The organism is Streptomyces sp. R28 (assembly GCF_041052385.1).
Taxonomy (GTDB): Bacteria; Actinomycetota; Actinomycetes; order Streptomycetales; family Streptomycetaceae; genus Streptomyces.
The window spans coordinates 8,457,703-8,481,522 of record NZ_CP163439.1 but is presented as its reverse complement, the minus strand read 5'-3'; the positions used below and the strand labels follow the sequence as shown (position 1 = coordinate 8,481,522).

Annotated in this window: 20 protein-coding genes and 4 pseudogenes; 14 read left to right on the top strand and 10 right to left on the bottom strand. The window is 71.0% G+C overall.

Annotated elements, in window-relative coordinates; translation table 11 throughout:
- The first annotated feature begins 100 nt into the window (after window positions 1-100).
- Entirely contained in the window at window positions 101-1,342 is a 1,242-nt protein-coding gene (locus tag AB5J49_RS37145; protein WP_369173227.1) for an endonuclease/exonuclease/phosphatase family protein, read from the top strand.
- 69 nt (window positions 1,343-1,411) lie between these two features.
- On the opposite strand, the gene AB5J49_RS37140 is transcribed toward AB5J49_RS37145, so the two are convergent.
- The 4 genes from AB5J49_RS37140 to AB5J49_RS37125 form a co-directional block, all read right to left on the bottom strand.
- The gene (locus AB5J49_RS37140; RefSeq protein WP_369173226.1) at window positions 1,412-2,161 is read right to left on the bottom strand and encodes an ABC transporter ATP-binding protein; all 750 of its coding nucleotides are present in this window, start codon (window positions 2,159-2,161) and stop codon (window positions 1,412-1,414) included.
- Window positions 2,162-2,198: 37 nt separating this feature from the next.
- The gene (locus AB5J49_RS37135; RefSeq protein ID WP_369173225.1) at window positions 2,199-3,095 is read right to left on the bottom strand and encodes an ABC transporter permease; all 897 of its coding nucleotides are present in this window, start codon (window positions 3,093-3,095) and stop codon (window positions 2,199-2,201) included.
- A gap of 478 nt (window positions 3,096-3,573) precedes the next feature.
- A complete protein-coding gene (locus AB5J49_RS37130) occupies window positions 3,574-4,353 on the bottom strand; it encodes an ABC transporter permease (protein WP_369173224.1) in 780 nt (259 codons plus the stop codon).
- 9 nt (window positions 4,354-4,362) lie between these two features.
- Entirely contained in the window at window positions 4,363-5,301 is a 939-nt protein-coding gene (locus AB5J49_RS37125) for an ABC transporter substrate-binding protein (RefSeq protein WP_369173223.1), read from the bottom strand.
- A gap of 150 nt (window positions 5,302-5,451) precedes the next feature.
- Here AB5J49_RS37125 and AB5J49_RS37120 point away from each other — a divergent pair, with 150 nt between their 5' ends.
- Both AB5J49_RS37120 and AB5J49_RS37115 read left to right on the top strand, forming a co-directional pair.
- A complete protein-coding gene (locus AB5J49_RS37120; protein ID WP_369173222.1) occupies window positions 5,452-6,258 on the top strand; it encodes an alpha/beta fold hydrolase in 807 nt (268 codons plus the stop codon).
- Window positions 6,255-7,517, top strand: coding sequence for a cytochrome P450 (locus AB5J49_RS37115; RefSeq protein ID WP_369173221.1), 1,263 nt, complete (start codon window positions 6,255-6,257; stop codon window positions 7,515-7,517). The genes AB5J49_RS37120 and AB5J49_RS37115 overlap by 4 nt, the downstream gene beginning before the upstream one ends.
- Before the next feature lie 28 nt (window positions 7,518-7,545).
- Here AB5J49_RS37115 and AB5J49_RS37110 read toward each other — a convergent pair whose 3' ends face one another.
- From AB5J49_RS37110 to AB5J49_RS37100, 3 genes are all read right to left on the bottom strand, one after another.
- Window positions 7,546-8,733: a damage-control phosphatase ARMT1 family protein gene (locus AB5J49_RS37110; protein ID WP_369173220.1), complete on the bottom strand. Its 1,188-nt coding sequence runs from the start codon at window positions 8,731-8,733 to the stop codon at window positions 7,546-7,548.
- Window positions 8,734-8,755: 22 nt separating this feature from the next.
- The gene (locus tag AB5J49_RS37105; protein WP_369173219.1) at window positions 8,756-9,403 is read right to left on the bottom strand and encodes a ScbR family autoregulator-binding transcription factor; all 648 of its coding nucleotides are present in this window, start codon (window positions 9,401-9,403) and stop codon (window positions 8,756-8,758) included.
- Window positions 9,404-9,473: 70 nt separating this feature from the next.
- Complete coding sequence (locus tag AB5J49_RS37100) at window positions 9,474-10,415, bottom strand: ScbA/BarX family gamma-butyrolactone biosynthesis protein (RefSeq protein WP_369173218.1); 942 nt, start codon at window positions 10,413-10,415, stop codon at window positions 9,474-9,476.
- Between the two features lie 182 nt (window positions 10,416-10,597).
- On the opposite strand from AB5J49_RS37100, the gene AB5J49_RS37095 reads away from it, so the two are divergent.
- Window positions 10,598-11,275: a ScbR family autoregulator-binding transcription factor gene (locus AB5J49_RS37095; RefSeq protein WP_369173217.1), complete on the top strand. Its 678-nt coding sequence runs from the start codon at window positions 10,598-10,600 to the stop codon at window positions 11,273-11,275.
- Between the two features lie 199 nt (window positions 11,276-11,474).
- Here the strand turns inward: AB5J49_RS37095 and AB5J49_RS37090 are convergent, their stop codons facing one another.
- Window positions 11,475-13,286, bottom strand: coding sequence for a S8 family serine peptidase (locus AB5J49_RS37090; RefSeq protein ID WP_369173216.1), 1,812 nt, complete (start codon window positions 13,284-13,286; stop codon window positions 11,475-11,477).
- A 384-nt stretch (window positions 13,287-13,670) separates the two neighbouring features.
- Between AB5J49_RS37090 and AB5J49_RS37085 the strand changes: the two genes are divergently transcribed.
- Complete coding sequence (locus AB5J49_RS37085) at window positions 13,671-14,648, top strand: lytic polysaccharide monooxygenase (protein ID WP_369175383.1); 978 nt, start codon at window positions 13,671-13,673, stop codon at window positions 14,646-14,648.
- A gap of 18 nt (window positions 14,649-14,666) precedes the next feature.
- Here the strand turns inward: AB5J49_RS37085 and AB5J49_RS37080 are convergent, their stop codons facing one another.
- On the bottom strand, window positions 14,667-15,320 hold the full coding sequence (locus AB5J49_RS37080) for a Tat pathway signal sequence domain protein (RefSeq protein ID WP_369173215.1): 654 nt from the start codon (window positions 15,318-15,320) through the stop codon (window positions 14,667-14,669).
- 669 nt (window positions 15,321-15,989) lie between these two features.
- Between AB5J49_RS37080 and AB5J49_RS37075 the strand changes: the two genes are divergently transcribed.
- The 8 genes and pseudogenes from AB5J49_RS37075 to AB5J49_RS37040 all read left to right on the top strand — a co-directional run bounded on the left by AB5J49_RS37075 (window position 15,990) and on the right by AB5J49_RS37040 (window position 23,003).
- Window positions 15,990-16,682 carry a DUF6230 family protein gene (locus AB5J49_RS37075; protein ID WP_369173214.1) on the top strand — a complete coding sequence of 231 codons (693 nt, stop codon included), beginning with the start codon at window positions 15,990-15,992 and terminating at the stop codon, window positions 16,680-16,682.
- Window positions 16,682-17,122, top strand: coding sequence for a DUF6114 domain-containing protein (locus tag AB5J49_RS37070; RefSeq protein ID WP_369173213.1), 441 nt, complete (start codon window positions 16,682-16,684; stop codon window positions 17,120-17,122). The genes AB5J49_RS37075 and AB5J49_RS37070 overlap by 1 nt, the downstream gene beginning before the upstream one ends.
- A gap of 133 nt (window positions 17,123-17,255) precedes the next feature.
- Window positions 17,256-17,807, top strand: a pseudogene (locus AB5J49_RS37065) (SAM-dependent methyltransferase); the annotation flags it as partial.
- Window positions 17,808-18,049: 242 nt separating this feature from the next.
- Window positions 18,050-19,048, top strand: coding sequence for a substrate-binding domain-containing protein (locus AB5J49_RS37060; RefSeq protein ID WP_369173212.1), 999 nt, complete (start codon window positions 18,050-18,052; stop codon window positions 19,046-19,048).
- Between the two features lie 196 nt (window positions 19,049-19,244).
- Entirely contained in the window at window positions 19,245-21,638 is a 2,394-nt protein-coding gene (locus tag AB5J49_RS37055) for a nitrate- and nitrite sensing domain-containing protein (protein ID WP_369173211.1), read from the top strand.
- Window positions 21,639-21,649: 11 nt separating this feature from the next.
- Window positions 21,650-22,069: a roadblock/LC7 domain-containing protein gene (locus AB5J49_RS37050; protein WP_369173210.1), complete on the top strand. Its 420-nt coding sequence runs from the start codon at window positions 21,650-21,652 to the stop codon at window positions 22,067-22,069.
- Window positions 22,050-22,430, top strand: coding sequence for a DUF742 domain-containing protein (locus tag AB5J49_RS37045; protein ID WP_369173209.1), 381 nt, complete (start codon window positions 22,050-22,052; stop codon window positions 22,428-22,430). The genes AB5J49_RS37050 and AB5J49_RS37045 overlap by 20 nt, the downstream gene beginning before the upstream one ends.
- Window positions 22,417-23,003, top strand: a pseudogene (locus AB5J49_RS37040) (ATP/GTP-binding protein). Before AB5J49_RS37045 ends, AB5J49_RS37040 begins: the two are co-directional and overlap by 14 nt.
- A 35-nt stretch (window positions 23,004-23,038) precedes the next feature.
- Here the strand turns inward: AB5J49_RS37040 and AB5J49_RS37035 are convergent.
- Window positions 23,039-23,302: pseudogene (locus AB5J49_RS37035) on the bottom strand (MlrC C-terminal domain-containing protein); the annotation flags it as partial.
- 11 nt (window positions 23,303-23,313) lie between these two features.
- On the opposite strand from AB5J49_RS37035, the pseudogene AB5J49_RS37030 reads away from it, so the two are divergent.
- Window positions 23,314-23,760 (top strand): annotated as a pseudogene (locus AB5J49_RS37030) (ROK family protein); the annotation flags it as partial.
- Between the last annotated feature and the right edge of the window lie 60 nt (window positions 23,761-23,820).

Here is a 23,820-nt window from a genome sequence, read left to right as displayed (position 1 = left end):
GTGGCGTTCACCTCTACGCGCGCAGACTTTTCGAGCCCCACGTGTTCCCCCGTGTCCTCTCCCCCTCTCCCCTCTCCCCTCTCCCCTCTCCGGAGCCTCGATGAACCACACCGGATCTCTCTCCCGCCGCACGGCGCTCGCCTCTCTCGCCGGTGCGGCACTGGCCACGACCGCGGCGTTCCCGGCCTCGGCGGCCGAGCGGCACGGCCGCCGGTCCGTACGGTTCGCCACGTTCAACGCCTCCCTGAACCGCTCCACCCAGGGTGCGCTGATCACCGACCTGTCCACGCCGGACAACGCCCAGGCGCGCAACGCCGCCGAGACCATCCAGCGGGTCGACCCGGACATCCTCCTGATCAACGAGTTCGACTACGACGACCGGGGCGAGGCGGTCCGTCTGTTCCTGCGCAACTACCTGTCCGTCGGCCAGGGCGGAGCGAAGCCGATCCGCTTCCCGTACCACTTCACCGGCCCGGTGAACACGGGCGTCGCCACGGGTGTGGACCTCGACGGCAAGAACGGCGCGGTCACGACACCCGGTTCGGACGCGTACGGGCAGGACGCGTACGGCTACGGCTGGTTCCCCGGGCAGTACGGCATGGTCGTCCTGTCGAAGTACCCGATCGACACGCGCGCGGTGCGGACCTTCCAGCGCTTCCTGTGGAAGGACATGCCGGGCCACGTCATGCCCTCGGGCTACTACAGCGACGAGGCCCGCGCGATCCTCCGGCTGTCGTCGAAGAGCCACTGGGACGTGCCCGTGTGCATCGGACACTCCACCGTGCACTTCCTGGTCTCCCACCCGACCCCGCCCACCTTCGACGGCACCGAGGACCGCAACGGCCGCCGCAACCACGACGAGATCCGGCTGTGGGCCGACTACATCGGCGGGCGCGGCCGCAGCTCCTACCTCTACGACGACCAGGGCGTGCGCGGCGGGCTGCGGTCCGGGGCGCGGTTCGTGATCGCGGGCGACAACAACGCCGATCCGTACGACGGCGACAGCTACCACCACGCCATACGGCAGCTGCTCGACCACCCGGCGGTGAACCTCCCGGCCACTCCCCCGGCCAGCGCGGGCGCCGTGGAGGCCGCGAAGCTCCAGGGCGGCGCCAACGCCTCGCACACCGGCGACCCGGCGTACGACACCGGCGACTTCGGCGACACCGCTCCCGGGAACCTGCGCGTCGACTACGTCCTGCCGTCCAAGGGCCTGATACCGGGCGCGAACGGCGTGTTCTGGCCGACGTCCGACGACCCGCTGTACCGGCTGGTCGGGAACGGCACGACGGTGCCGACATCCGATCACCGGATGGTGTGGCAGGACGTGCGCCTGGGCTGAGGGCGGAGCCGAGCGTCGGGGCCGAGTGTCAGGGCCGGGTGTCGGGGGGGGGGAGCCGCTGCGGGCGCGTTACCTGTTGCGAACCGCCCGCCCCACCTCCGACCTCAGGGCCACGAACTCCGCGAGGCCCCGGGTCGTGATCTGGTCCCGGGTGCCGGGGAGTTCGACCGGCAGATCCTGGACGACCTTGGCGCCGGGCCCCGGGGAGAGGACGACGACGCGGTCGCCCAGGTACACGCTCTCGTCGATGTCGTGGGTGACGAAGACGATCGTCGCGCCGTCCGTGCGGTGGACCTCCAGGAGGAGGTCCTCCAGGTCCTCGCGGGTCTGGGCGTCCAGGGAACCGAAGGGCTCGTCCATGAGCAGGAGGGAGGGGCGGCAGACCAGGGCGCGGGCGATCGCCACACGTTGCTGCATGCCGCCCGAGAGCTGCCAGGGGTGGCGCCGGGCCGTGTCGGTGAGGCCGACCCGGGCCAGGATGCGGTCGGCCTCGGCCCGGCGTTCCGCTCTCGGCAGGCCCCGTCGGCGCAGTGGGAGCGCCACGTTCTCGCGGACCGTGAGCCAGGGGTAGAGGGAGCGGGCGTAGTCCTGGAAGACGACGGCCAGGTTGTCGGGGACGCCGCGCACGGGTGTGCCGTCCAGGGTGATCGTGCCGTCGTACGCCGGTAACAGGCCCGCGACGGTGCGCAGGAGCGTGGATTTGCCGCAGCCGGACGGGCCCACGACGCACAGGAGTTGGCCGTCCGGCACGGTGAGCGTGATGTCGTGCAGGACCTGGTGGTCGCCGTAGCGCTGGCCGACCGCGTCTATGCGGAGCATGGGTGTCCCTGGGCGAAGGTGGCGGCGGGCGTACGGGTCATGCGGTCGTCGTCCTCCCCCTGCCGACGAGCCGCTTCTCGACCGCCAGCAGACCGGTGTTGAGCAGGTAGCCGAGGGCGCCGAGCAGGGCCAGCGCCGCCCAGACGGTGAGCAGGTCGGAGCGGGACTGGGCGTCGGTGAGCGTGAAGCCGATGCCGTTGGCGGTGCCCGGCAGCAGTTCCGAGAAGACCATCAGGATGAGCGAGAGGGAGAGGCTCAGGCGCAGGCCGGCGAAGATGCGGGGCAGTGCGGAGGGCAGGATCAGGAAGCGGAGTCGTTCGGTCGGGGTGAGGCGCAGGACGGCGGCGACCTCGATGCGCAGCGGGTCGGTGTCGCGGGCGCCCTCGGCCGTGTTGATCAGCACCGGCCACACGGCGCTGAAGGCGATCGACGCAATCTGCATCGGCGCACCGAAGTCGAGGATCACGACGAAGACGGGGACCAGGGCGGGCGGCGGGACGGCGCGCGCGAACTGCAGGACGGGGTTGCACAGGGCGTACACGCGCCGCGAGCGGCCGACCGCGATACCGAGTGCGACCCCGGCGACGGCGGCGATCCCGAACCCGGCGGCCATCCGGCCGAGGCTCGGCAGGATGTCGGCCACGGCGTCCTCGGTGAGGAAGACGTGCCGGGCGGGACCGGAGAACCAGAGGGCGCGCGCGTGCCGGGCGATCTCGGCGGGCGGTGGGAAGTAGACACTGCCGTGGGCGCGGGCGGCCAACTGCCAGACGGCCACGGCGAGCGCGAGGACGAGCCAGCGGAGCAGAGCGTGGCGTACGGGGGCGGGAGCGAGGGTGCGGCGTATGCCGGGCGGGAGCTGGGAAGGGCGTTCGGCGGTCGGCCTTCGGTGGGGTGGCCCGGCGGATTCGGATGCGGTGGTGCGAGGCTGGTTCATTCGGCGTTCCTCGCGGCGTGATGTGGGGAGCGCCGGGGATGCTCGGTGCGCATCGCCCTGGGAGTCGGCGGGCGGGTCACGGGCTGGACTCCGGGACAGCTCACGGGCACAGCGGCCGCCAGGGACGGTGCAGGCCGGGCGGCCACTTCGCGCAACGCGCCCGGCGACGAAGGCCGAGCGCCCAAGTCATGGGCCTGGCGCGTCACCGCACGCCGCGCGCCCGCGCCAAGTGCTCCACCCCGCCCGCCCAGCCCACCCGCCCCACCCCGCTCATGTCACCCACGCCCCTTCTGCACCGCTCCCACTGCCGCGCCCCGCGCCTGCCGGAGCACCGCCCCTCCGTACCGAGCCTCCGTACCGCCCTTCCACGCCACCCCACACAGGGGCCCCGTCAATCACCCCACAGCGCCCCCACGCACAGGCGCGCCGACCCCGCTCACCCACACCGCACCGCACCGCACCACCACCCCGCCCCCACTCACCCGACACCCCGCCGCCCCGGCGTCCACGGAAACAACCGCCGCTCCCCCCACACCAGCACCCCGTTGATGACCAGCCCCAGCACCCCCGCCCACACCACCCCCGCCAGCACGTCCCGCGTCCCGTCCGTGGCCAGACCCGCCTGGGCGATGAAGATGCCGAGGCCCTCTCCGAAGCCCGAGAGGATCTCCGTGGCCACGGCCAGGATGAGGGCGACCGCCGCCGAGATGCGCAGGCCGGCCGCGATGAAGGGGGCCGTGCCCGGCAGTTCGACGCGGAGGAGGACGGCGAGGCGGCCGAAGCCGAAGGCGCGGAGGGTGTCCTTGGCCAAGGGGTCGGTCTCGCCGAGGCCGTAGATGGTGTTGAAGAGGATCGGCCAGACCGACGCGTACGTCACCAGTGCGACCTTGGTCTCGGTGCCCGAGCCGAGGAGGAGGGAGACCAGGGGAATCAGCGCGACGGACGGAAGCGGCCGCAGGAACTCGACGATCGCGCGGACGGCGGCGTCGACGACCGGCACACTGCCGAGGACCAGGCCGACCGGAACGGCGATGGCGCAGGCCAGGGCGAGACCGAGCGCCCAGGCGCGCAGTGTGGCGGCGATGCCGTCCAGGAAGACCACGTCGCCCGCCAACTCCACGGCGCGGGCGAGGACTTCGGAGGCGGGCGGGAGATGGCTACGCCGTACGAGACCCGCGCGGGAGACGGCCTCGCAGGCGCCGAAGGCAAGAAGCACACCCAAAGCGCCCAGTGCGAACCGCTCCTGACGGGCCTTCACGTCACCACGTCACTTGACCATCAGCGTCGCCGGGTCGATCGGCTTCTTCAGCATCCCCTGCTTTTCCATGAGGTCGGTGAGCCGGGTGAGCTGCGCGGCGTCCATGGCGGGCGGAAAGACGGGCAGATCGATCGACTCGGCCTGCTTCTCGGTCACCTTGGTGTAGGTCGGCAGGATGTCGCGTACGGCGGACGGGTCCTCTTCCGCGATCCGCACGGCCGCTTTGACGGCCCGCTGGAACGCGGCGAGGGTCTTGCCGTTCTCGTCGGCGTACTTGCTCGTGCTGATGTACCCGCTGAGGGGAATGGCCTCCACGGGCGCGGACGAGCCGTCGACGAGGACCCTGGCCTTCAACTCGTCCTGGATGGCGCTGTCGTAGGGCTCGACCGCGTGCACGGCGTCCACCTGCCCCTTGTCCAGGGCAACCCCCATCTGTGGGAAGGGAATCGCCCGGTAGACGGGGCGGCCGACGCCCTGTTTGTCCAGGATCTCGTTCAAGGTGAGCGACTGGACGTTGTTGAGGACGTTGACGGCGATCTTCTTGCCCTCGAGGTCGGCGACGGTCTTGATGTCCGAGTCCTCGGGCACCAGGACTTCCATCATGCGCGGCGCCGCCCTGATCGCCTCGGCGACGATACGGACGTCGAGGGTGCCCTGCTCGTGGGCCTGCAGATAGGTGACGTAGTTGGCGCTCGCGACCATGTCGATCTGGCCCTTGGCCAGGGCGGGCAGCGCCTGGAGGCTCTGCTGGACCTGCTGGATACGGACGTCGAGCCCCTCCTTCTCGAACAGTCCGCGGTCCCGTGCGATGTAGAGGGCGGCGCAGTCGATCAGGGGCAGAGCGGCCACCGTGACGGTCTGGTGCCCGTCGGTCCCGGACGAGGAATCCCCGTCGTCTCCGCAGGCGGTGAGCGCCAGCAGCATGAAGGTGACGGCTGCGGCCGCCACTTTCCCCGTTCCCGAGCGCAATTGACGTAACGCCATGTCGACATGACTACCAAGTTTTTGTCATGATCACCACATACATCACCACATACAGCATGCGAACAACGTCACGTCAATCTGCCGGTCTTCGCCGATATGCGCCACCTTGGTCGTATGACCTCCTTCACACTCCCGCACGAGCTGCACGGCGACGGCACCCACAAGGTGTTCGCCGTGCACGGCTGGTTCGCCGATCGGTCCGCCTACGCACCCCTCCTCCCGGACCTCGACCGAACGGCCTTCACCTATGCCCTGGTCGACCTGCGGGGCTACGGCGGCGCCAAGGACGCCGTCGGTTCGTGCACGACCGCCGAGGCCGCCCTCGACCTGGTGGAACTCGCCGACCGGCTCGGCTGGGAGCGCTTCTCGGTGGTCGGGCACTCGATGGGCGGCGCGGTAGGGCAGCGCCTCCTCACCGTCGCCCCGCACCGGCTGCGCAGGCTGGTCGGAGTGTCGCCGGTGCCGGCCTCGGGGCTGGCGCTGCCGCCGGAGCAGTGGAAGCTGTTCGCGGACGCGGCGCACAAGCCGGAGAACCGGCGCGGGATCATCGACATCACCACCGGTGGCCGGCGCCCCGCCGCCTGGCTCGACCGTATGGTCGCCCGGTCCCTCGCCGTCAGCGACCAGAAGGCGTTCCGCGCCTGGCTGGACTCCTGGGCCGCAGAGGACTTCCACACGCAGGTCGAGGGCTCCCCGGTGCCCGCGCTCGCCGTGGCCGGCGCCCTCGACCCGGCCCTGTCCGCCGACCTGCTGCGGCAGACCTGGATGACCTGGTATCCCCGCGCCGAACTGCACGAACTCCCCTCCGCGGGCCACTACCCGATGGACGAGACCCCGCTGGAACTGATCCGGGTGGTCGAGGACTTCCTGCGCGCGGACCCGGAGCTCCCCGGCCATGATGAAGAGGACGGGCAGGCGTGACCGTCCACCACGCTCCCCCGGTCCCCGACGTCTTCGACCCCCGGCAGTACGCCACCGGCGTGCCCCACGAGGCCTATCGCGTCCTGCGCGACCACCACCCGGTGGCCCGACAGGATGAGCCCGAGGTGCTGGGCTGGCCGGCCGGGCCCGGGTTCTGGGCCGTGACCCGGCACGCGGACGTGGTGCGCGTGCTGAAGGACTCGGCGACGTACTCCTCGTACATCGGCGCGACCCAGATCCGCGATCCGGACCCGGACGACCTGCCGTTCATCCGCCGCATGATGCTCAATCAGGATCCGCCGGGACACGGGCGGTTGAGGCGGCTGGTCAGCCGCGCCTTCACTCCCGGCCGCCTCGACCGTTTCGCCGGGATCGCGGAGACACGGGCCCGCACTCTCCTCGCGCACGCCCTGGAGACGGCCCACGCGACGGACGGCACCGTCGATCTGGTCACCGCCGTGACCGACGACTACGCCCTGCTCAACCTCGCCGACCTGCTCGGTGTGCCGGAGGCCGACCGCAAGCTGCTGCTGCACTGGACGCAGCGGGTGATCGGCTACCAGGACCCGGACGAGGCGGCTGCCCCGGTGCTGGACGCGGCGGGCAGGCCGGTCAATCCGCGCTCGCCCGCGATGCTGGCGGACATGTTCGGGTACGCCCAGCAACTGGCCGCCCACAAGCGGCGCTACCCCGACGACGACGTCATGACCACCCTCGCCGACGACGTCGAACTCTCCCGCGCGGAACTGGAGATGTTCTTCTTCCTGCTCACCGTCGCCGGCAACGACACCGTTCGCAGCGCGGCGCCCGGAGGCCTGCTGGCGCTGGCGGAGCACCCGGAGGCGTACGAGCGCCTACGGAGCGGACGCGCCGAACTCCCCTCGGCCGTGGACGAGTTGCTTCGCTGGCACCCGCCCGTCCTCACCTTCCGCCGCACCGCCGCCCAGGACACCGAACTGGCGGGCCGGCGCATCCGTGCGGGCGACAAGGTGGTCGTCTTCCACGCCTCCGCCAACCGCGACGAACGGGTCTTCGCCGACCCGGACGGACTGGATCTGTCCCGCGCTCCGAACTCACATGTCTCGTTCGGCGACGGCCCGCACGTCTGCCTGGGCGCGCACTTCGCGCGGCTGCAGCTGCGCGTGCTCTACCGGGAGGCTCTGCGGGTACTGCCGGTCCTGCGGACGGCGGGGCCGCCGAAGCGGCTGGTGTCGAACTTCATCAACGGGATCAAGTCGCTGCCCGTCCAGATCACTTGAGCGTCACGCCGGCGAACCGGTGCGGTTGTCACGTCCGTACCTGGATCAGCGCGTGCGTCCCCCCGGTCCGCCACTTCTGCCCCTCCGCCGCCACCAGCGCCGCCTCCGTGCGGGCGTCCAGGCCGGTGATCACGTCGGACTTCAGGGTGCGCAGGGCCGCGACCGGGCCGGGGAAGTGGGCGGTCAGGTCGGTGAACGGTGTCGTCGGCGGCCAGAGCCGGTCGCCGACGAGACGCCGGTAGTTGAGGTCGCCCTTGACGAGGGTGAGCGTGGCCGTGGCGAGCTCCTCGCGGAGGTCGGCGGGCATCTGCGCGTACGGCAGTGGGGCGGCGGCGAAGGGGTGGGCGCGCACGGTGAGGCGGCCGTCCGTCAGCGCCGACCAGAGCACGCGGCCGTACGTCGCGGCCGCGCCCGGTGCCTGCGTCAGCCGGCGCAGGGCATCGAGCACGTCGGCGTGCGTGGCGTCGGAGACGTAGTAGGGGTACGGCTTGACGTGCAGGACCGCCCGTGCGACACGCCCCTGGGTGAGGAGGTGGGCGACGAGGAGCAGGTCGGGGACGAGTTCGCGGCCCGCGTTGTCGGCGATCAGGCACAGGGTGGCCGAGCCCGAGGGCGGCAGGAGGGACCAGAGGGTCTCGCTGTCGTCGGCGACCAGGGGCGGGGTGTCCGAGGAGGTCTCGTCCCGCACGGCCGACATACGGAATCCGAGGTCCGCGCGGTTGCCCCACAGCGACCCGTGCAGCAGCGCCCGGTCCTGCTCGTGGGCAGGCCGGTCCGCGAGGGCGTCGAGGGCTGCTAGTTCCTCGTCCGTCTCGGGGGCGTCGAGTTCGGCCAGCTTGGAGGGCCGGAAGGGGTCGATGCCCTGCCAGGGGCCCGGGGTGAAGTAGCCGACGGCTTCGAGGAGTTGACGGTAGAAGTAGCTCTCCGACCACAGCCACGGCACGTCGAACCAGGACCGGCGGGTGCAGGCCTCGGCGCCCCATGACGTCCAGCGCTCCGCGTCGTGCGCGTCGGCGGGGAGCGGTTCGATCACGCCCTTGGTGCAGCTCGCGAGGAGCGCGTCCAGCGCGCGGTGCCGCTCGGGGCCGTACGGGAAGGACTCCCGTACCTGCCGGATGATCGCGGGATGCCGCTCGGCGAGCACGCTGTGCGGGAACGAGCCGGGTTCGTTGCCGAGGAGCACGGGCGCGAGCGGGGTGGCGGACCTGTCGGGCATACGGCTCACGGTATCGCGCCTGTCATACGGCTCTGATCTCCCGCTCCAGCTGTGTCGCGAGCGCGAGATAGCGGGCCCGGCGGGGTACCGGGACCAGGCCGCGGATCATGAGGTACCACATCTCGGCCACCCTGCGGGGCTGGCGTGCGACGGGTTCGAGGGAGCGGCCGACGACGCGGGTGCCGACGAAGAAGCAGACGAGGGAGTGGGCCGCGGCCTCGACGTCGACGTCCGGGTGGATGTCGGACTCCTTGGCGGCGCCGAGGAGTTTGCGGGTGGTGATGTCCAGCAGCTCGGTGTAGGGGTGCCGCAGGGGCGGTCGTATCAGCACTCCCCCCGTGGCGAGGCGCAGTCCGGCCCGGGGTATCGGCCCTTCGACGGACAGGCGTGTGATGCCGAACGTCGTGCGTATCAGGGCCTCCAGACAGGAGTAGCCCCGGCCGTCCATCTCGCTCGCCATCTGCCGGGAGGCTCTGGACTGGAGCTCCATGATGGCCTGGGCGAGGTCCTCCTTCGCGGCGAAGTGGAAGTACAGGGCGCCCTTGGTGACTTGGGCGTGCTCGACGATGTCGCTGAGGCTGGTCGATTCATAGCCGTGCCGGTCGAAGAGTTCGGCGGCGGCGGTGAGGATCGTGGTGCGGGTCTGCTCGGCGCGTAATTGCCTCGCCATCGGCTGGACACTCCTGAGAAGGAAAAGAACGGGTCGTGCCGTTTGTTTTGATCTCTACGCACACGATATCTCACCGCCCCTCGGTCCCCACCTCGCACTCGAAAACCGTCGACTCCCCCTGCCGTCCCAGGACTTGGACGCCGGTGCCGTTCACGCCCTCCCCGTCGACCACGTCTATCCAGGTGAGCTGGTCGAGTTCGGCGTACTGATGGAAGACGGCGAGGAACGAAACGGGCCGCCGCCGGCGGTTCCGTGTGCGGGTCCGTGCGGCCTGCCGGGCGGCCTCCAGCAGCAGCATTCCGGGCACGTGATCCAGGGGATGGTCGAAGAAAACAGCATGCCCGGTATCAACTCGCAGCCGCCAACGGCCGTGGTGGTCGGCCGGGGCGAGGACGACGTCCGCGGGCAGGGCGCGGTCCACCTCGGCAGGCGCCAGACCGGGCGGCACGGGCAGGGCGGACACGGTGGTCGCGGTGCGGCCCCCGCGCAGTCGGCGGTAGACGGCTTCGTTCGTCCAGGTGACGGCTATGTGCCCGGTCGCGACGCGTTCACCGCCGAGCCGTACGTCCGCGTCGTAGCGGAATCCGGCCGGACGGCCGCCGCGCTGGTCGATGTCGGAGACGGTGATGTGGAGGACGGGTTCGGCGGGCACGGCACCGACGGCCAGCTGCCCGGGGCGGGTGTTGATCCGCAGTTCCCTGAGCACGAACTGGTGGCCCAGCGGCACGCCGTAGGCGGTGTGCGCGAGGAGTGCGCCGGCCTGGCGGACGGTCTCCGCGACCAGCAGCGGTTCGTACGTCGACCGGTCCGACGACACGTGTAACTGATGAGCGCGCGGCCATTGGGCGAAGACGGTGAAGCGGTCGGTTCCGGTGCGGTTCGCCCCGGTGAGAAACGTTTCAGCGACGGAGGCTCGGTGGACGAGCTCACGAGGTACCGTGGCGGTCAGGCCGTCCGGCACCGCCGGGGTCTCGGCGAGCGGGATCGTGACGAATTGCCGCGGGTAAGGCATGTCCCCTCCTTGGGTCCCCCCGTATGTACCTGGACAGACGGCGAGGAGCCGGTGCCGCGAGCGTTTAGAGTACGAGGCGACCGGTTTGTTTTCAATGCGGCCTTGGGTCGCCCGACCGTGCCCGAACCCGCTCCGGCGCACGCCGGGCGCAGAGGCCAACTCGGCGCAGCGGAGGGGCTGTTATGGCGAGGCAGGAGCGCGCCATCCGAACGCGGAAGGTCATCCTGGAGGCCGCGGGCGCGGTCTTCGACGAGCACGGGTACACCGCGACGACGATCACGATGGTCCTGGAGCGGGCCGAGGTGACCAAGGGTGCCCTGTATTTCCACTTTCCCTCGAAGGAATCCCTCGCCCAGGCCGTGCTGGACGAGCAGTTGTCGCTCGGCGCGGTGCCGCCGCAGCCGTGCAAGCTGCAGGAACTCGTCGACATCACCTTCGTGTTCGGACAGCGACTGCTCAGCAACTCGCTGCTCAAGGGCAGCGTGCGACTGGCGGTGGACCAGTGCGCGCCGCCCGGCGTGGATCACTCCGGGCCGTTCAGGCAGTGGGCCGACCATCTGGTCGGGATACTCGAACGGGCCCGCGACCAGGGCGAGTTGCTGCCGACCGTGCAGCCCAGGCAGACGGTGGAGCTGCTGGTCGGTGCGTTCGCGGGCATCCAGCTGATGTCCCGGGCACTGAACGACCGCGACGATCTGGCGGAGCGGATCTCGGTCCTGTGGGGACACCTCCTGCCGAGCATCGCGCTGCCGGGCCTGCTGACCGGTATCGACCGGGAACCCGATCGCGGGGTGCGCGTGCTGGCCGCCCTCGATGCCGCGGACGTCGAACCGGCCGCCATGGACCTGTCCGCACACTGAGTACACGACACCGACCGGACCGACGGTTTCCGTCGGCCCGGTCGGTGCTCGAAACGCCCTCGACGTACGACGGGCCGGCCGATGCCCCATCCGCACCGGCCGGCCCGCCCGCTTGTGGTACGCACCCGTGCAGGGCGCGCGTTCAGTTGTCGGTCGCGGCGGCTGTCGTCCGCGTCCGCTTCAGCAGGTCATCCTCTGCTCAGAAGGTGAGCTTCCAGCTGTTGAGCGTGCCCGTGTCCTGGGCCGCGGTGTCCTGGACACGCAGCTTCCAGGTGCCGTTGGCGGTCTCGCTGGAGGCGTTGACCGTGTAGGTGGTGTTGACGTTGTCCGCGGAGTCCGAGGAACTGGCGGACTTCAGGCGGTACGTCGAACCGTCCGGCGCCACCAGGTCGATGACCAGGTCACCGCGGAAGGTGTGGGTGATGTCCACGCCGACCTGGAGGGCCGACGGGGCGTTGCCGCTGCGGCCGCTGACGGCGATGGAGGACTCGATCGCGGAGCCGTTGTCCGGGACGGAGACCGCGGAGCTGCTGGTGAAGGTGGTGCCCCCCGTGGAGCCGCCGGAGCTGCCGCTCACCGCCTGCACCGTCTTGGCCGCGTCCGCGAGGCCGGCGCCGCAGCCGCCCGAGCAAGTACCGGGCAGGGCACGCGAGTTGGTCTTGATCGCGGACTCGATCTGCGCCGGGGTCAGTGACGCGTTCGCCGACTTCATCAGCGCGGCCAGGCCCGCGATGTGCGGGGCGGCCATGCTGGTGCCCTGGTAGTACTTGTACGTCTCGCTCGACGGGCCCTGGGTGCCGGTGTTCAGCGTGGACAGGATCCCGTTGGCCGTAGTGGTACGGGTCTCGCCGCCGGGGGCCGCGATGTCCACGGTCGAGCCGAAGTTGGAGTAGGAGGCCTTGGCGCCGGAGCGGCCCAGCGCGGCCACCGAGATGACGTTGTTGCAGTTCGCCGGGGAGGAGTTGGAGGCGTTCTGGTTCTCGTTGCCCGCCGCGACGACCACCGTGGTACCGCGGTTCACCGCGGCGTTGATGGCGCTCTGGGTCGCCGAGGAGCAGGCGCCGCCACCGCCGAGGCTCATGTTGATGACCTTGGCGACATTGGTGTTCGCGGGGACGCCGGAGACCGTACCGCCGGACGCCCAGGTGATGGCGTCGATGATGTCCGAGTCGAAGCCGCCGCACTGGCCGAGGACGCGCAGCGGGGAGACCTTCGCGCCGTACGCGATGCCGGCGACGCCCTTGCTGTTGTTGGTGACGGCGGCGATGGTGCCCGCGACGTGGGTGCCGTGCCAGGAGGAGGTGGTGGCCGTCCAGTCGGTGGCGCACTGGCCGTCGGTGGTCCAGTCGCCCGTGTCGGCCGGGTTGCTGTCGCGTCCGTTGCCGTCGTTGGAGACCGCGGTGTCGGAGATGAAGTCGTAGCCGCCGACGATGTTGGCGCCGAGGTCGGAGTGGGTGACGTAGCCGGTGTCGATGACGGCGACGGTCACCCCGCTGCCGGTGGTGACGTCCCACGCGCCCGGCACGTTCATGCCCGCGGTGGTCTCGAACAGGTCCCACTGCTTGCTGTACTCGGTGTCGTTGGGGGTGGCCAGCGCCTTGTTCAGCCGGTCCGGTACGACGTAGGCGACCTGCGGGTCCGCCCGGTACTCGGCGACGACGTCGGCGACGTCGGTCCGGGTCAGGTTCTCGCCCAGGTCGACGAGGGCGGCGCCGGAGCCGAGGCGGCGCTGGAAGTCGAGGTCCTCGCCGGCTTCCTTGCCCTTGGCTGCGGCGTCGGCCTCGGCGGCCTTGTTCGACTTGGCCTCGGCGGCGCCGGACTTGTAGCCGACGATGAGGCGCTCGGCCGGGGTACCGGGGGCGGCCTCCGTCTGGGCCGCCGGGACGGGGGCGGCGGCCTGCGGGGCGGCGGTGTCCTGGGCCACGGCGACGGTGGTGCCGACCGTGAACAGCGCGGCGGAGACCGCGGCGACGGATATCAGCTTCCGTCTGGTGGATGCAGAGGTGCGCAAGGGATTGCCTTTCGTGGCCGGCCGTACTCCGGGCAGCGCGGAGCGGCGGTCGATTCGCTTCGTCCTCGAAGCGGCGGGGGGTACGCCGAGAAGGCGGTGGGAGCGGTGCGAAGTGCGGGGCGCGCGGCGGCCGGCCTGGCGCGAGCTACGACCCGTTCGGGGTTACCTGTGGGTCGGCTGTGGTCGAACGATAGGCAAAGAAAAGGTCATCGGGATACAGGGGAAACCCTCGATCCGGCCGGAAAGCCACCCTCTACGTCGGATGGTTGACCGGTATTGACGGGCTTTGCCCGGCTCGTCGCGCAGTGAACGCGCCGGACCGGATTCCCGTACTGGACGAGGACCCTTCCCGTGCCGGCCGAGGAGACGTTCCGGATGTCCCGGATGCCCTGGATGAAATCGCACCGCACTGCCCTGGCGGCCACCGCCGTCACGCCTTTGCTGCTCACGGTGTGGGTGGCGGGCCCGGCCCGTGCGCACGGTGCGCCGACGGATCCGGTCAGCCGGGTGTACGGCTGCTCCCCCGACGGCGGCAGCGCGTCCCGGTCGGCGGCCTGCCGGGCGGCGGTCGCGTCGAACGGTGCGCCCTTCACCGCCTGGGACAACCTTCGGATCGCGAATGTGAACGGCCGGGACCGGCAGGTGGTCCCCGACGGGCAGCTGTGCAGCGGCGGACTGCCGGCCTACCGGGGCCTCGACCTCGCCCGCGCCGACTGGCCGTCGACCAGGCTGACGCCCGGCTCCACCCTGACGATGCGGTACGTCTCGACGATCCCGCACACCGGCACCTTCAAGCTCTACCTCACCAAGCCCGGCTACGACCCGACGAAGCCGCTGACCTGGTCCGACCTGCCGGAGAAGCCGTTCGCGCAAGTGACGGACCCGGCGCTGACGGACGGGGCGTACCGGATCAGGGCGACGCTGCCGTCCGACCGGGCCGGGCGTCATGTGCTGTACACGATCTGGCAGAACAGCAGTACGCCGGACACGTACTACTCGTGCTCGGACGTGGTGTTCCCGGCCGAGCAGGACAGCGACGCCGAGGCGAGCGGCGGCGGCGGCGACGGCACGGCTTCCGCCGCCGCGAACGCGAACCGCGGCAACGGCCGTACGAATTCCGGCCCTTCGCCGGCGACCGAGCCGACGGGCGAGCCACGTACGACCGCCTCCCCGACGGCTTCCGCACCGCCCGGCCCTGCGGCCCCGGGTGCCCAGGAGGGCGCCGCGCCCGACAGCACGCCGGTGGCGGCCACCGGCGGTACCGGTTCGGGGCCCTCGACGCCCCTACTGACGGGCGGCGCCGCCGCGGTGCTGGTGCTCACCGGGGGCGCCGCCCTGGCGCTGCGATTGCGCCGGAGGTGAACTCCCGCCCGGCAGGCGTCAGTTGACGTACACCGCCGCGCCGCTTCCGGTCACCGGGGCGTACTTGGCGGTGAAGTAGCCGTTGGCGAAGCAGAGGGACGAGCCGGAGACCTTGGTGAACTGCGCGCGGTTGAAGTTGATGGTGTTGTCGACGTTGCTCGCCGTGCCGGACAGGCTGGGGGCCTGGTAGACGCAGTTGATGCTGCCCAGCAGGGTCCGCAGGACGCCCGTCGTCTGGATGACGGAGCCCTCGGCCGGGGTGACGGTGACGGTGCCGTCGGAGGCCACGGCGGCGCTGTACGGCAGGTTGTTGACCGTGATGCCGGTGACGCCGAGCACGCCGACCACGTTGGTGGTGCAGCTGGCGGCGTCGAAGGTGTGTGCGGAGACCGACTCCGTCGCGGTGCCCGGTGCGCCGGGGTTGTCCGCCACGGTGGCCGTGAACTGCGACGACGTGCAGGAGATGCCGCTCGTACCGGTCGCGCTGGAGTAGAACGTGGCGGCGGAGCCGCTCGCCAGCGGCGCGGTGAGAACCTCGCCGACCGCGACGGCCGTACCGCCGACCGAGCCGGTGGTCAGAACGGTGCCGTCGGCCGCGGAGGCGGGGACAGCCATGGGGAGGGTGAGGGCGGCGACGGTGCCGGCGAGGGTGAGGAGGGTGCGCGTACGCATGCGGGTGTACCTCGGCTTTCGTTGCGGGGGTGTGCCCTGAGGGCAGCTGAGCGGCTCAGGGGTTCGGGGGTGTTCCGGGGGGTGGGGGGCGCTCGAGTCGGTGAGCGCCGTTGCCGGTCCGTGACGCCTTCTCCGTACATCACGGACCGGCAGCGGCAGCCCGACCGGTGACCGGCCGGAGACCGTGGGAAGGGCTCCGGCCGGTCCGGGCGGGGGGGGCGTCCGGCACGGGCCGAGGGGGAAGCGACCGTGACGGCGCCGTGGAGTGATCTCGAGAAAATGTGAAGGACATCAGGTCCGGGAACGCGGGCCAAGGCCACGCGACGGCGGATCCGGCGCCACGGATCCAGGGGGGAGCCAGGGCAAGTTGTAGACCTGATGGTCAGTCAACGTCAAGGAGTGTCAAGGGAGTTGATGCTGCCGTTCGAGCTTTCGTGAGGCCCGGAAGCCTCCGCGGCCCACAGGTGACACACAATCAACACTCTTTTTCCATAACCGCCTTGACCCTCGCCTGTAACCACCGGTAACTTCCCGGCTGGCTACTGCGGAGTACGAGAAAGCCCTTGCACCCGCCGGGAGTTGCAAGGGGCGTGCGCCGTGGGCGCTGTCCGCGCCAGGACAACGTGCCGCTGATGCCCTACCCGCACTTTCATGCACCTGGGAGCAGTTATGGCCTCGTCCTCGGACGTCACCTCGTCCGCCGAGAACTTCCCCGAGAACCCGGAAAGCGGTTCCGGGTCCGAAGCGTCCGACACCACCGACGGCCCCGCGAGACGCGGGCGGGTCCGGGCACGCCGGGCCGCCGTGATGGCGGTGCCGGCCACCCTCGTCGCCGGCGCCCTCGCGGTCCTCACCGCCGAAGGCGCGCTGGGCGTGCAGTTCGCCATCTCCGGCATGCCCTTCACGGTCACCGCGACCGAGCTCAACGGCACCGGGTTCGAGCAGTTCGGCGGCCTCGACGAGATGGCGCCGGGCAGCCCCAACGCGGGGGACACCGGCGGCCAGGTACTGGTCGTCACGTCCGCGATCAAGAACGCGACGCTCACGAAGCTGTGCCAGAGCGTCGACCTCGGCGGCACCAACCTGCTCATCACCGCGGGTGGAGGGTCGGAGAAGGTGCAGGCCAGCGATCTGACCACCGACTCGACCGAGCTGACGGGTGACGCGGCGTTCACCAACATCGAGATCGGCAACGACGCGAGTACGTTGACCAAGGCCGGAGTGAAGGGGCCGATCGGCGTCTTCAGCCAGCAGGCGGACACCGTGCGCATCGCCAATCTGCGGCAGACCAACTATGCGACGACTGCGGGCGTGTTCAAGCTGCCGGGTCTGAAGCTCCGCTTCAGCAGCACGGGTTGCTGATGAGTGAGGGCGCGGGATCGCGGTCGGCCTTCCGTCGCTGGCGGGCCGACCGGCCGTTCTGGGGCGGGCTGCTGCTCGCGCTGGGCGGGGCGGAGATCCTGCTCACGATGAAGGCGTCGATGAAGGTTGTTCTGCATGTCGGGATGCAGGGGCTGGCGGGGTATCTGCTGCCGGCCCTGATGGTGCTGCTCGGCCTGCTGATCCTGTTCAATCCGGCGCAGCGGCTCTTCTATTCGATCACCGGGGTCCTGGTCGCCCTCGGTACCTGGCCCACGTCGAACCTGGGCGGGTTCTTCGTGGGCCTTGTGCTGGGTGTGGTCGGTAGTTCCCTTGCGTTCGGGTGGCTTCCGGACCAGGCGCCGCGGGTGCGCCGGCGGCAGCGGGGCCGGAAGGAGAGGGCTGCTGCGGCGGCCGCTCAGCAGGCTGGGGAGCCCGCCTGAACCGGGCTCCCCGGCCTGTCCGGTTGCCCGGTGGCTTTGTGTCGCCGGAGCGCCGTAGGAGGTCGCGGAGTTCGGCGGGTGCGGGTGCGTGGGGCCGGCCGCGCCCACGCGGCGGAGCCACACATCGATACAGCATGAGATCGCCAGTTCGGTCGCCCCCGAGTCCCGGGTCGTGTACGCCGACAACGACCCGCTCGTACTCGCGCTGTGCCAGGGGCTGGTGTCGAGCACGCCCGAGGGGAGGACCGCGTACATCGAGGCCGACATGCTCGATCCGGCGGCCTTTCTCGACGCCCCGGCGTTCCGCGAGACGCTCGATCTCGGCGAACCGGTCGCGCTCACCGTCATCGCGATCGTGCACTTCCTGCTGGACGAGCACGATGCGGTGGGGATCGTGCGGCGGCTGATCGAGCCCTTGCCCGCGGGCAGTTGCCTCGCGATGTCCATCGGCACCGCCGAGTTCGCGCCGGACGAGGTCGGCCGGGTCGCCCGGGAGTACACGGCCCGAGGCATGCCGATGCGGCTGCGCGCCCTTGCCGAGGCCGAGGAATTCTTCACCGGTCTGGACCTCGTCGAGCCGGGCATCGTGCAGGTCCACACGTGGCGTCCGGACGGGACGGGCACCGAGGTGATCCGGGACGAGGACATCGCGATGTACGGGGCCGTGGCTCGCAAGCCGAGTTGACCCGGTTTGCGAGCGCAAGCAGTGGAGGCCCGGGCGGTGGTCGGCCCGCCCTCCCGCCAGCGGTTCATCACGATGTGGCAGCAACGGCTCACGCCAAGTTGTTGCATACTTGACTACCAGTGGTCACACGCGATTGGCTCCGGATCAGCGAGAGTTCACCAGGTCGGCGCAGTCCCCGTGCCGGCGGGCTGTACTCTCGTTCGTTCCGCCGGCTCGGCCGCACAGCGAGGTGCCCCACCCTCATGAAGACTCCACCCCCCTCCCCCGCTCTCACTCGCCTCGCGGCCCTCACGGCCGCGACCTGTCTCCTGCTGGCCGGCTGCTCCGCCGTCGGCGGGACCGACGACGCATCGGATGCGGCCGCTGCGGCCGGCAGCCCGCGGCTGAAGATCTCCCTGATCACCCACGGCGGCGAGGGGGACGACTTCTGGGAGTTGGTGCAGAAGGGCGCCCAGGCAGCGGCCGCCAAGGACAACATCGACCTGACCTACGCGAACGACTCCGACCCTGCCGGGCAGGCCGAGCTGGTGCAGGACGCGATCCGGCAGAAGGCCGACGGCATCGCGGTGACCCTGGCCAAGCCGTCGGCGATGACGAGCCCGGTCACCAAGGCGCGGGCGGCCGGCATACCCGTGGTCGGCATCAACTCCGGTATAGACGAATGGCAGTCCGCGGGACTGCTCGAGTACTTCGGCCAGGACGAGAGCGTCGCGGGCCGCGCCGTCGGCGACAAGCTCGACGACCTGAAGGCCAAGCACGCCCTGTGTGTCATCCACGAGCGCGGCAACGTCGCCCTGGAGGCGCGCTGCGCGGGTGTGAAGAAGGCGTTCGGCGGCGAGACCGAGAACCTCTACGTGGACGGCACCGACATGGACGCGGCGACCGCCACCATCGCCTCCCGGTTGACGCAGGACCCGACCATCGACGAAGTGGTCACGCTCGGCGCGCAGTTCGCGCTCGCCGCGGTCAAGTCGGCCCAGGAGGCGGACAGCAAGGCCCACGTCGCGACCTTCGACCTCAACAAGGACCTGGTCGAAGCGGTCCAGGACGGGGACGTGCAGTTCGCGGTGGACCAGCAGCCGTATCTGCAGGGCTATCTCGCCGTGGACTCGCTCTGGCTGTACCGGACCAACGGCAACACCCTCGGCGGTGGCGAGGCCCCCGTCCTCACCGGGCCGGCGTTCGTCACCAGGGCGAACGTCGCCGCGGTCGCGAAGTTCGCCGACAACGGAACACGCTGAGCCGACACTTCTGCCGACGGTCTCGCCGAAGATTGGGGCACGCGTGACGCGTACGCTCACTTGTACGGATAACATCCCGCGCACCCCCCTGTGACGTATCGGACACGCGTCCCCCCTTCGCGCTCCGCGCTCGTCCCCCTTCCTTCTCCCCCTCCCCCCTGCCCCTCCCCCCTCCGCTGATCGCCCTAGGACGACAATGTCTCCACGGACAGGTCCCCGGCGCCGCCGCCTCGGTTCCATACGTCTCTCCCTGATCCTCCTGGCGCTGGTGCCCAGCGTCACGCTCGCCGCCGTCTGGAGCGTGACGACGATTCAGATGTTCTCGGAGGGCCTGACGCTGCGTGCGCAGACCGGGCTGAGCAAGTCGACCGGCGCCATGGGCACCGAGGCCACCCTCGCTCTGCAGCGGGAGCGCAGCTTCTCGGCCGTATGGCTGGCCACGCACCAGGACGCGGCCCGCAGCGCGCTGGACGAGCAGCGCCGCAAGACCGACAAGGCGGTCGCGCAACTCCTCGGCCAGTCGGACGAGATCCAGCAGGCGCCGCCCCGGGTCAAGGACCGGCTGTACTCGGTCGTCGCGTCGGTGAGCAGCCTGGAGTACTACCGGGACCAGGTGGACAACCCCACGGACATCAAGGCCGTGCAGGCGCTGGGTCAGTACACGTCGATCATCGACGACCAGATCCACGCCTTCCAGGAACTCTCCCAGGTCGACGACGGCGACCTCACCTCGCAGGCCGGTCCGCTGGTCTCGCTGGAGCACGCGGCGGAGCTGGTGTCCCGGGAGGACGCGCTGCTGACCCTGGCCGGGCCGGCGGGGAAGATGGACGACGAGACGTGGGCCGAGTTCGCGGAGCTGGTGATCACCCGCCGCTGGCTCGTCGAGGACCAGATCCTCCCCTTGCTGACCGGGAGCGCGAAGGCGGACACCGAGCGGATCCTCGGGAGTGCGCAGTGGCGGACCCTGGAGTCCGTCGAGGACCGGGTGTTCGCGGCCCGGGCCGCCGCGCGCGGTGACGGGGACATCGCGATTCCGGACGTGCGCAAGGAGTGGCGGGCCGCGCTGATCAAGGTCTCCGACGAGTACTCGGCCCTGATCCAGCAGCAGACGACCGGACTGCTGCAACGCAGCGCCGACGACGCGCGCAGCCTGCTGATCAAGGCCGCGTCCCTGAGCGCGGGCGGTCTGGTCGCCCTGCTGCTGTGCGTCTGGATGTCGTGGCGGATCACCCGCTCGCTGTCCCGGCGCCTGCGCGGGCTGCGCGAGGCCACCCTGAGCCTCGCCCAGGAGCGGCTGCCGGACGTGGTGGCCCGGCTGGAGCGGGGCGAGACGGTGGATGTGGAGCTGGCGACCCCACCGCTGGACTACGGTCATGACGAACTCGGCCAGGTGGCCAAGGCGTTCAACACCGCGCAGCGCACCGCGGTGCACACCGCCGTCGAACTCGCCGACACCCGGCGCGGCTTCCAGAAGATCATCCTGGGCATCGCCCGGCAGAGCCAGAACCTGGTCAACCTGCAGCTCACCAAGCTCGACGCGCTGGAGCGCGCACACCAGGACCCCGAGGTCCTCAAGGGCCTGTACGAACTGGACTCCACCGCCAGCCAGTTGCGCCGCTATGAGGAGAACCTCGTCATCATCAGCGGCGAGCGGCCCGGCCGCAGCTGGAGCGAGCCAGTCGCGCTGATCGACATCCTGCGCAGTGCCGTCGGCGAGGTCGCCGAGTACCAGCGGGTGGAGGTGCACACCGAGGAGGAGGCGCACCTCGCGCCGCCCGCGGTGGCGGACGTGATCCATCTGCTGGCCGAGCTGATCGAGAACGCCACTCTGTACTCCCCCGCGCCGGCCCCGGTCGAGGTGCGGGCCGCGCTGGTGGCCAAGGGTCTGGCCGTGGAGGTCGAGGACCGCGGGCTCGGCATGTCCGAGGAGGACTACGACTCCTTCAACGCCCAGTTGGCCGACCTCCCGCAGTTCGACGTGGTGGCGCTCGCCGACGACCTGCGGCTCGGCATGTTCGTGATCTCTCGACTCGCCCACCGGCACGGCATCACCGTCACCCTGCGCTCCTCGCCGTACGGCGGCACGACGGCGATCGTGCTGATCCCGCACGACATCGTGGTGCGGGACGTGCCCGCGCCGGACCGGGACGAGGTGCGGCACACCGGGGCCGCCGAGCCGCAGGAGCCCGTACGGGAGTCCCGTCCGCTCGTCGCGGCCCGCACCGCGCCCGCCCCGGCCCCCGCGCCCCCGGCACGCCCTGGCCTGTCCCCGCTCCCCCGCCGGGTACCGCAGACCAGCCTGGCCGCGGAGCTGCGCGAGGAGGCCCCGTCCGCCGAAGAGGACGGGTGCGCCGACGACTTCACCGCGGAACGAGCCGCCTCCTCGCTCGCCTGCTTCCAGCGGGGGACGCTCCAGGCCCGCGACGAAAGCGACCACGAGGCCCCGAACGCGCCCGAGGCCGAGGACCAGCGGGTCCCGGCCACTCGGGGGGCGCGTGAGGACGGTGCCCGAGCGGAGCCGCCCACGGCCGGCTCGGCCCGTTCCGCCTCCTCCCCCACGTCCTCCACTCCGCCCGCCGACCGTTCATGAAGGACATCGCCATGACACGCCCCAACCCCGCCACGGACACCCTGCTCGACCAGTTGCTCACCGGACTCGTGGAGCGGGTCGCCGACGTCAACCACGCCGTCGTGCTCTCCGAGGACGGTCTGGTGGTCAGCAAGTCCACCGGCTTCCTGCGCGACGACGCCGAGCGGCTGGCGGCGACCGCGTCCGGGCTGATGAGCCTCAGCAAGGGCGTCAGCATGGACTTCAGAGGCGGGCCGGTGCGCCAGGCGCTGATCGAGATGGCCCACAGCTATCTGATCCTGACCTCCGCCGGGCCCGGCGCCCACCTGGTCGTGCTCACCAACCAGGGAGCGGACGTCGGTGTGGTGGCGTACCAGATGAACATGCTGGTGAAGAAGATCGGCGAGCATCTGTCGGCGGCACCGCGGGCCCATGTCGGCCCTGGTGCGTGAGGTGGGCTCAGACGATCCGGCGGGCCGGCTGGTACGGCTCTTCACGCTGACCGGCGGTCGGACGCGGCCCAGCCGCACCGACTTCACGCTGATCACGACGGTGACGGCGGTGGATCCGCCGCCGGAGCGGGCGCCCCGTCCGCAGCCCGAGCAGGCACGGATCCTGCGGCGCTGCGCCCGGCCGCTCGCCGTCGCGGAGCTCGCGGCCCATCTCGACCTCCCGGTGAGCGTGGTCGCCATCATGCTCTGCGATCTGCTGGAGGCGGGCCTGATCACCGTTCACCCGCCGCACCCCGTCACCCCCCGCACCCCGGACCTGGACCTGCTGCAGAAAGTGAGGGACGGCCTTGGCCGGCTCTGACACCACCGTGGAATCGGTCGCACCGCCCGACACGGTCAAGATCCTCATCGCCGGCGGTTTCGGCGTCGGCAAGACCACCTTGGTCGGGTCGGTCAGCGAGATCACCCCGCTGCGCACCGAGGAGCCCCTGACCACGGCGGGTCTGGGCATCGACGACCTCAGTGGCATCGAGGAGAAACGGGCCACCACCGTGGCCCTGGACTTCGGCCGGATCACCATCAGCCAGGAGCTGGTGCTGTATCTGTTCGGTACGCCCGGGCAGCAGCGTTTCTGGTTCATGTGGACGACCTGGCGCTCGGCGCGCTGGGGGCGGTGGTCCTGGTCGACGTCCGCCGGCCGGATTCCAGCTTCGCGGCGCTCGACTTCTTCGAGCGCCGGGGCATCCCCTTCGTGGTCGGCGTCAACGGCTTCCACGGCGAACATCCCTACCCCGCCGAGGACATCCGGGACGCCCTCGCGCTCCCGGACCATGTGCGGGTGCTGCTGTGCGACGCGCGGGAGCGCGAGTCGTGCCGGGACGTCCTGATCGCCCTGATCGACCAGCTGATCGCCGATGCCCGCAAGGCGAGCTGAGCCGGAGTCGGTCGCACGCGTCGAACGAGGCCGTCTCACTCCTCGGGGCCGGTGAGCGGCCGGTTCGCAGGCGCGACGAGCCGGGCCGTGAGGTCCGGATCGGGCATGCCGGGGGCGAAGGGGAACATCGGCCGGCGGATGCGGTGGTGGCCGAGGCGGGGCGGGTCCTGGTCGACGCCGCCCGGGGTGAGCGCCATCTTCCAGTCGGCGGCCATGGCGAAGAGTTCGGGCTCCAGGTAGCCGATCTTGACGATCACGATGTCGGCCGTGCGCGGGTCCAACTCCAGGTCGGTGAAGTCGCGTTCGAGGTGGCTTCGGTGACCTGGCCTGTACCTGCGGCGGGCGCGGGCATCTGGAGACCCTGGCCTCCGGCCGTGCGATCGCGGCCCGTTACGCCGAGCGCACCGGCCGCGTGCGCACGGCCCGGGAGATCGCCGAGGCGGCGGAGGCGGGCGTCGTGGACGCGGTCGCCGTGTACGAGGCGGCAGGCACCGCGGTGGCCCGTGCGCTGCTCGTCACGGCAGGCCTGCTGGACGTCACCACCGTGGTCATCGGCGGTGGCCTGAGCCACTCGTGGGCGCTGATGGAGCCCCCGATCCGCGCCGCCCTGACCGCCGAACCACCCGTCAGCGGCCACCCCGTCCGCGTCCGGCCCGCCGGCCTCGGCGCCGACGCGGTGGCGATCGGGGCGGCGGCACGCGCGGGGGCGGCACTCGGGCTCCCGCCCGGCCGAGTGGCGGGAATCCGCCAAGGATGACCTGGTGATTGACGCGGACCCAACACTCTCCTACCTTCTGGTCGATCAACCGAACTCCGT

What these genes read in the sequence shown, in the direction of transcription:
- AB5J49_RS37135 (WP_369173225.1), bottom strand. Translation starts at nt 3,095, where the DNA reads ATGAACCAGCCTCGCACCACCGCATCCGAATCCGCCGGGCCACCCCAC.
- AB5J49_RS37095 (WP_369173217.1), top strand. Translation starts at nt 10,598, where the DNA reads ATGGCGAGGCAGGAGCGCGCCATCCGAACGCGGAAGGTCATCCTGGAG.
- AB5J49_RS37110 (WP_369173220.1), bottom strand. Translation starts at nt 8,733, where the DNA reads ATGCCCGACAGGTCCGCCACCCCGCTCGCGCCCGTGCTCCTCGGCAAC.
- AB5J49_RS37100 (WP_369173218.1), bottom strand. Translation starts at nt 10,415, where the DNA reads ATGCCTTACCCGCGGCAATTCGTCACGATCCCGCTCGCCGAGACCCCG.
- AB5J49_RS37045 (WP_369173209.1), top strand. Translation starts at nt 22,050, where the DNA reads ATGTCGGCCCTGGTGCGTGAGGTGGGCTCAGACGATCCGGCGGGCCGG.
- AB5J49_RS37055 (WP_369173211.1), top strand. Translation starts at nt 19,245, where the DNA reads ATGTCTCCACGGACAGGTCCCCGGCGCCGCCGCCTCGGTTCCATACGT.
- AB5J49_RS37070 (WP_369173213.1), top strand. Translation starts at nt 16,682, where the DNA reads ATGAGTGAGGGCGCGGGATCGCGGTCGGCCTTCCGTCGCTGGCGGGCC.
- AB5J49_RS37060 (WP_369173212.1), top strand. Translation starts at nt 18,050, where the DNA reads ATGAAGACTCCACCCCCCTCCCCCGCTCTCACTCGCCTCGCGGCCCTC.
- AB5J49_RS37140 (WP_369173226.1), bottom strand. Translation starts at nt 2,161, where the DNA reads ATGCTCCGCATAGACGCGGTCGGCCAGCGCTACGGCGACCACCAGGTC.
- AB5J49_RS37105 (WP_369173219.1), bottom strand. Translation starts at nt 9,403, where the DNA reads ATGGCGAGGCAATTACGCGCCGAGCAGACCCGCACCACGATCCTCACC.
- AB5J49_RS37145 (WP_369173227.1), top strand. Translation starts at nt 101, where the DNA reads ATGAACCACACCGGATCTCTCTCCCGCCGCACGGCGCTCGCCTCTCTC.
- AB5J49_RS37120 (WP_369173222.1), top strand. Translation starts at nt 5,452, where the DNA reads ATGACCTCCTTCACACTCCCGCACGAGCTGCACGGCGACGGCACCCAC.
- AB5J49_RS37080 (WP_369173215.1), bottom strand. Translation starts at nt 15,320, where the DNA reads ATGCGTACGCGCACCCTCCTCACCCTCGCCGGCACCGTCGCCGCCCTC.
- AB5J49_RS37085 (WP_369175383.1), top strand. Translation starts at nt 13,671, where the DNA reads ATGCCCTGGATGAAATCGCACCGCACTGCCCTGGCGGCCACCGCCGTC.
- AB5J49_RS37050 (WP_369173210.1), top strand. Translation starts at nt 21,650, where the DNA reads ATGACACGCCCCAACCCCGCCACGGACACCCTGCTCGACCAGTTGCTC.
- AB5J49_RS37075 (WP_369173214.1), top strand. Translation starts at nt 15,990, where the DNA reads ATGGCCTCGTCCTCGGACGTCACCTCGTCCGCCGAGAACTTCCCCGAG.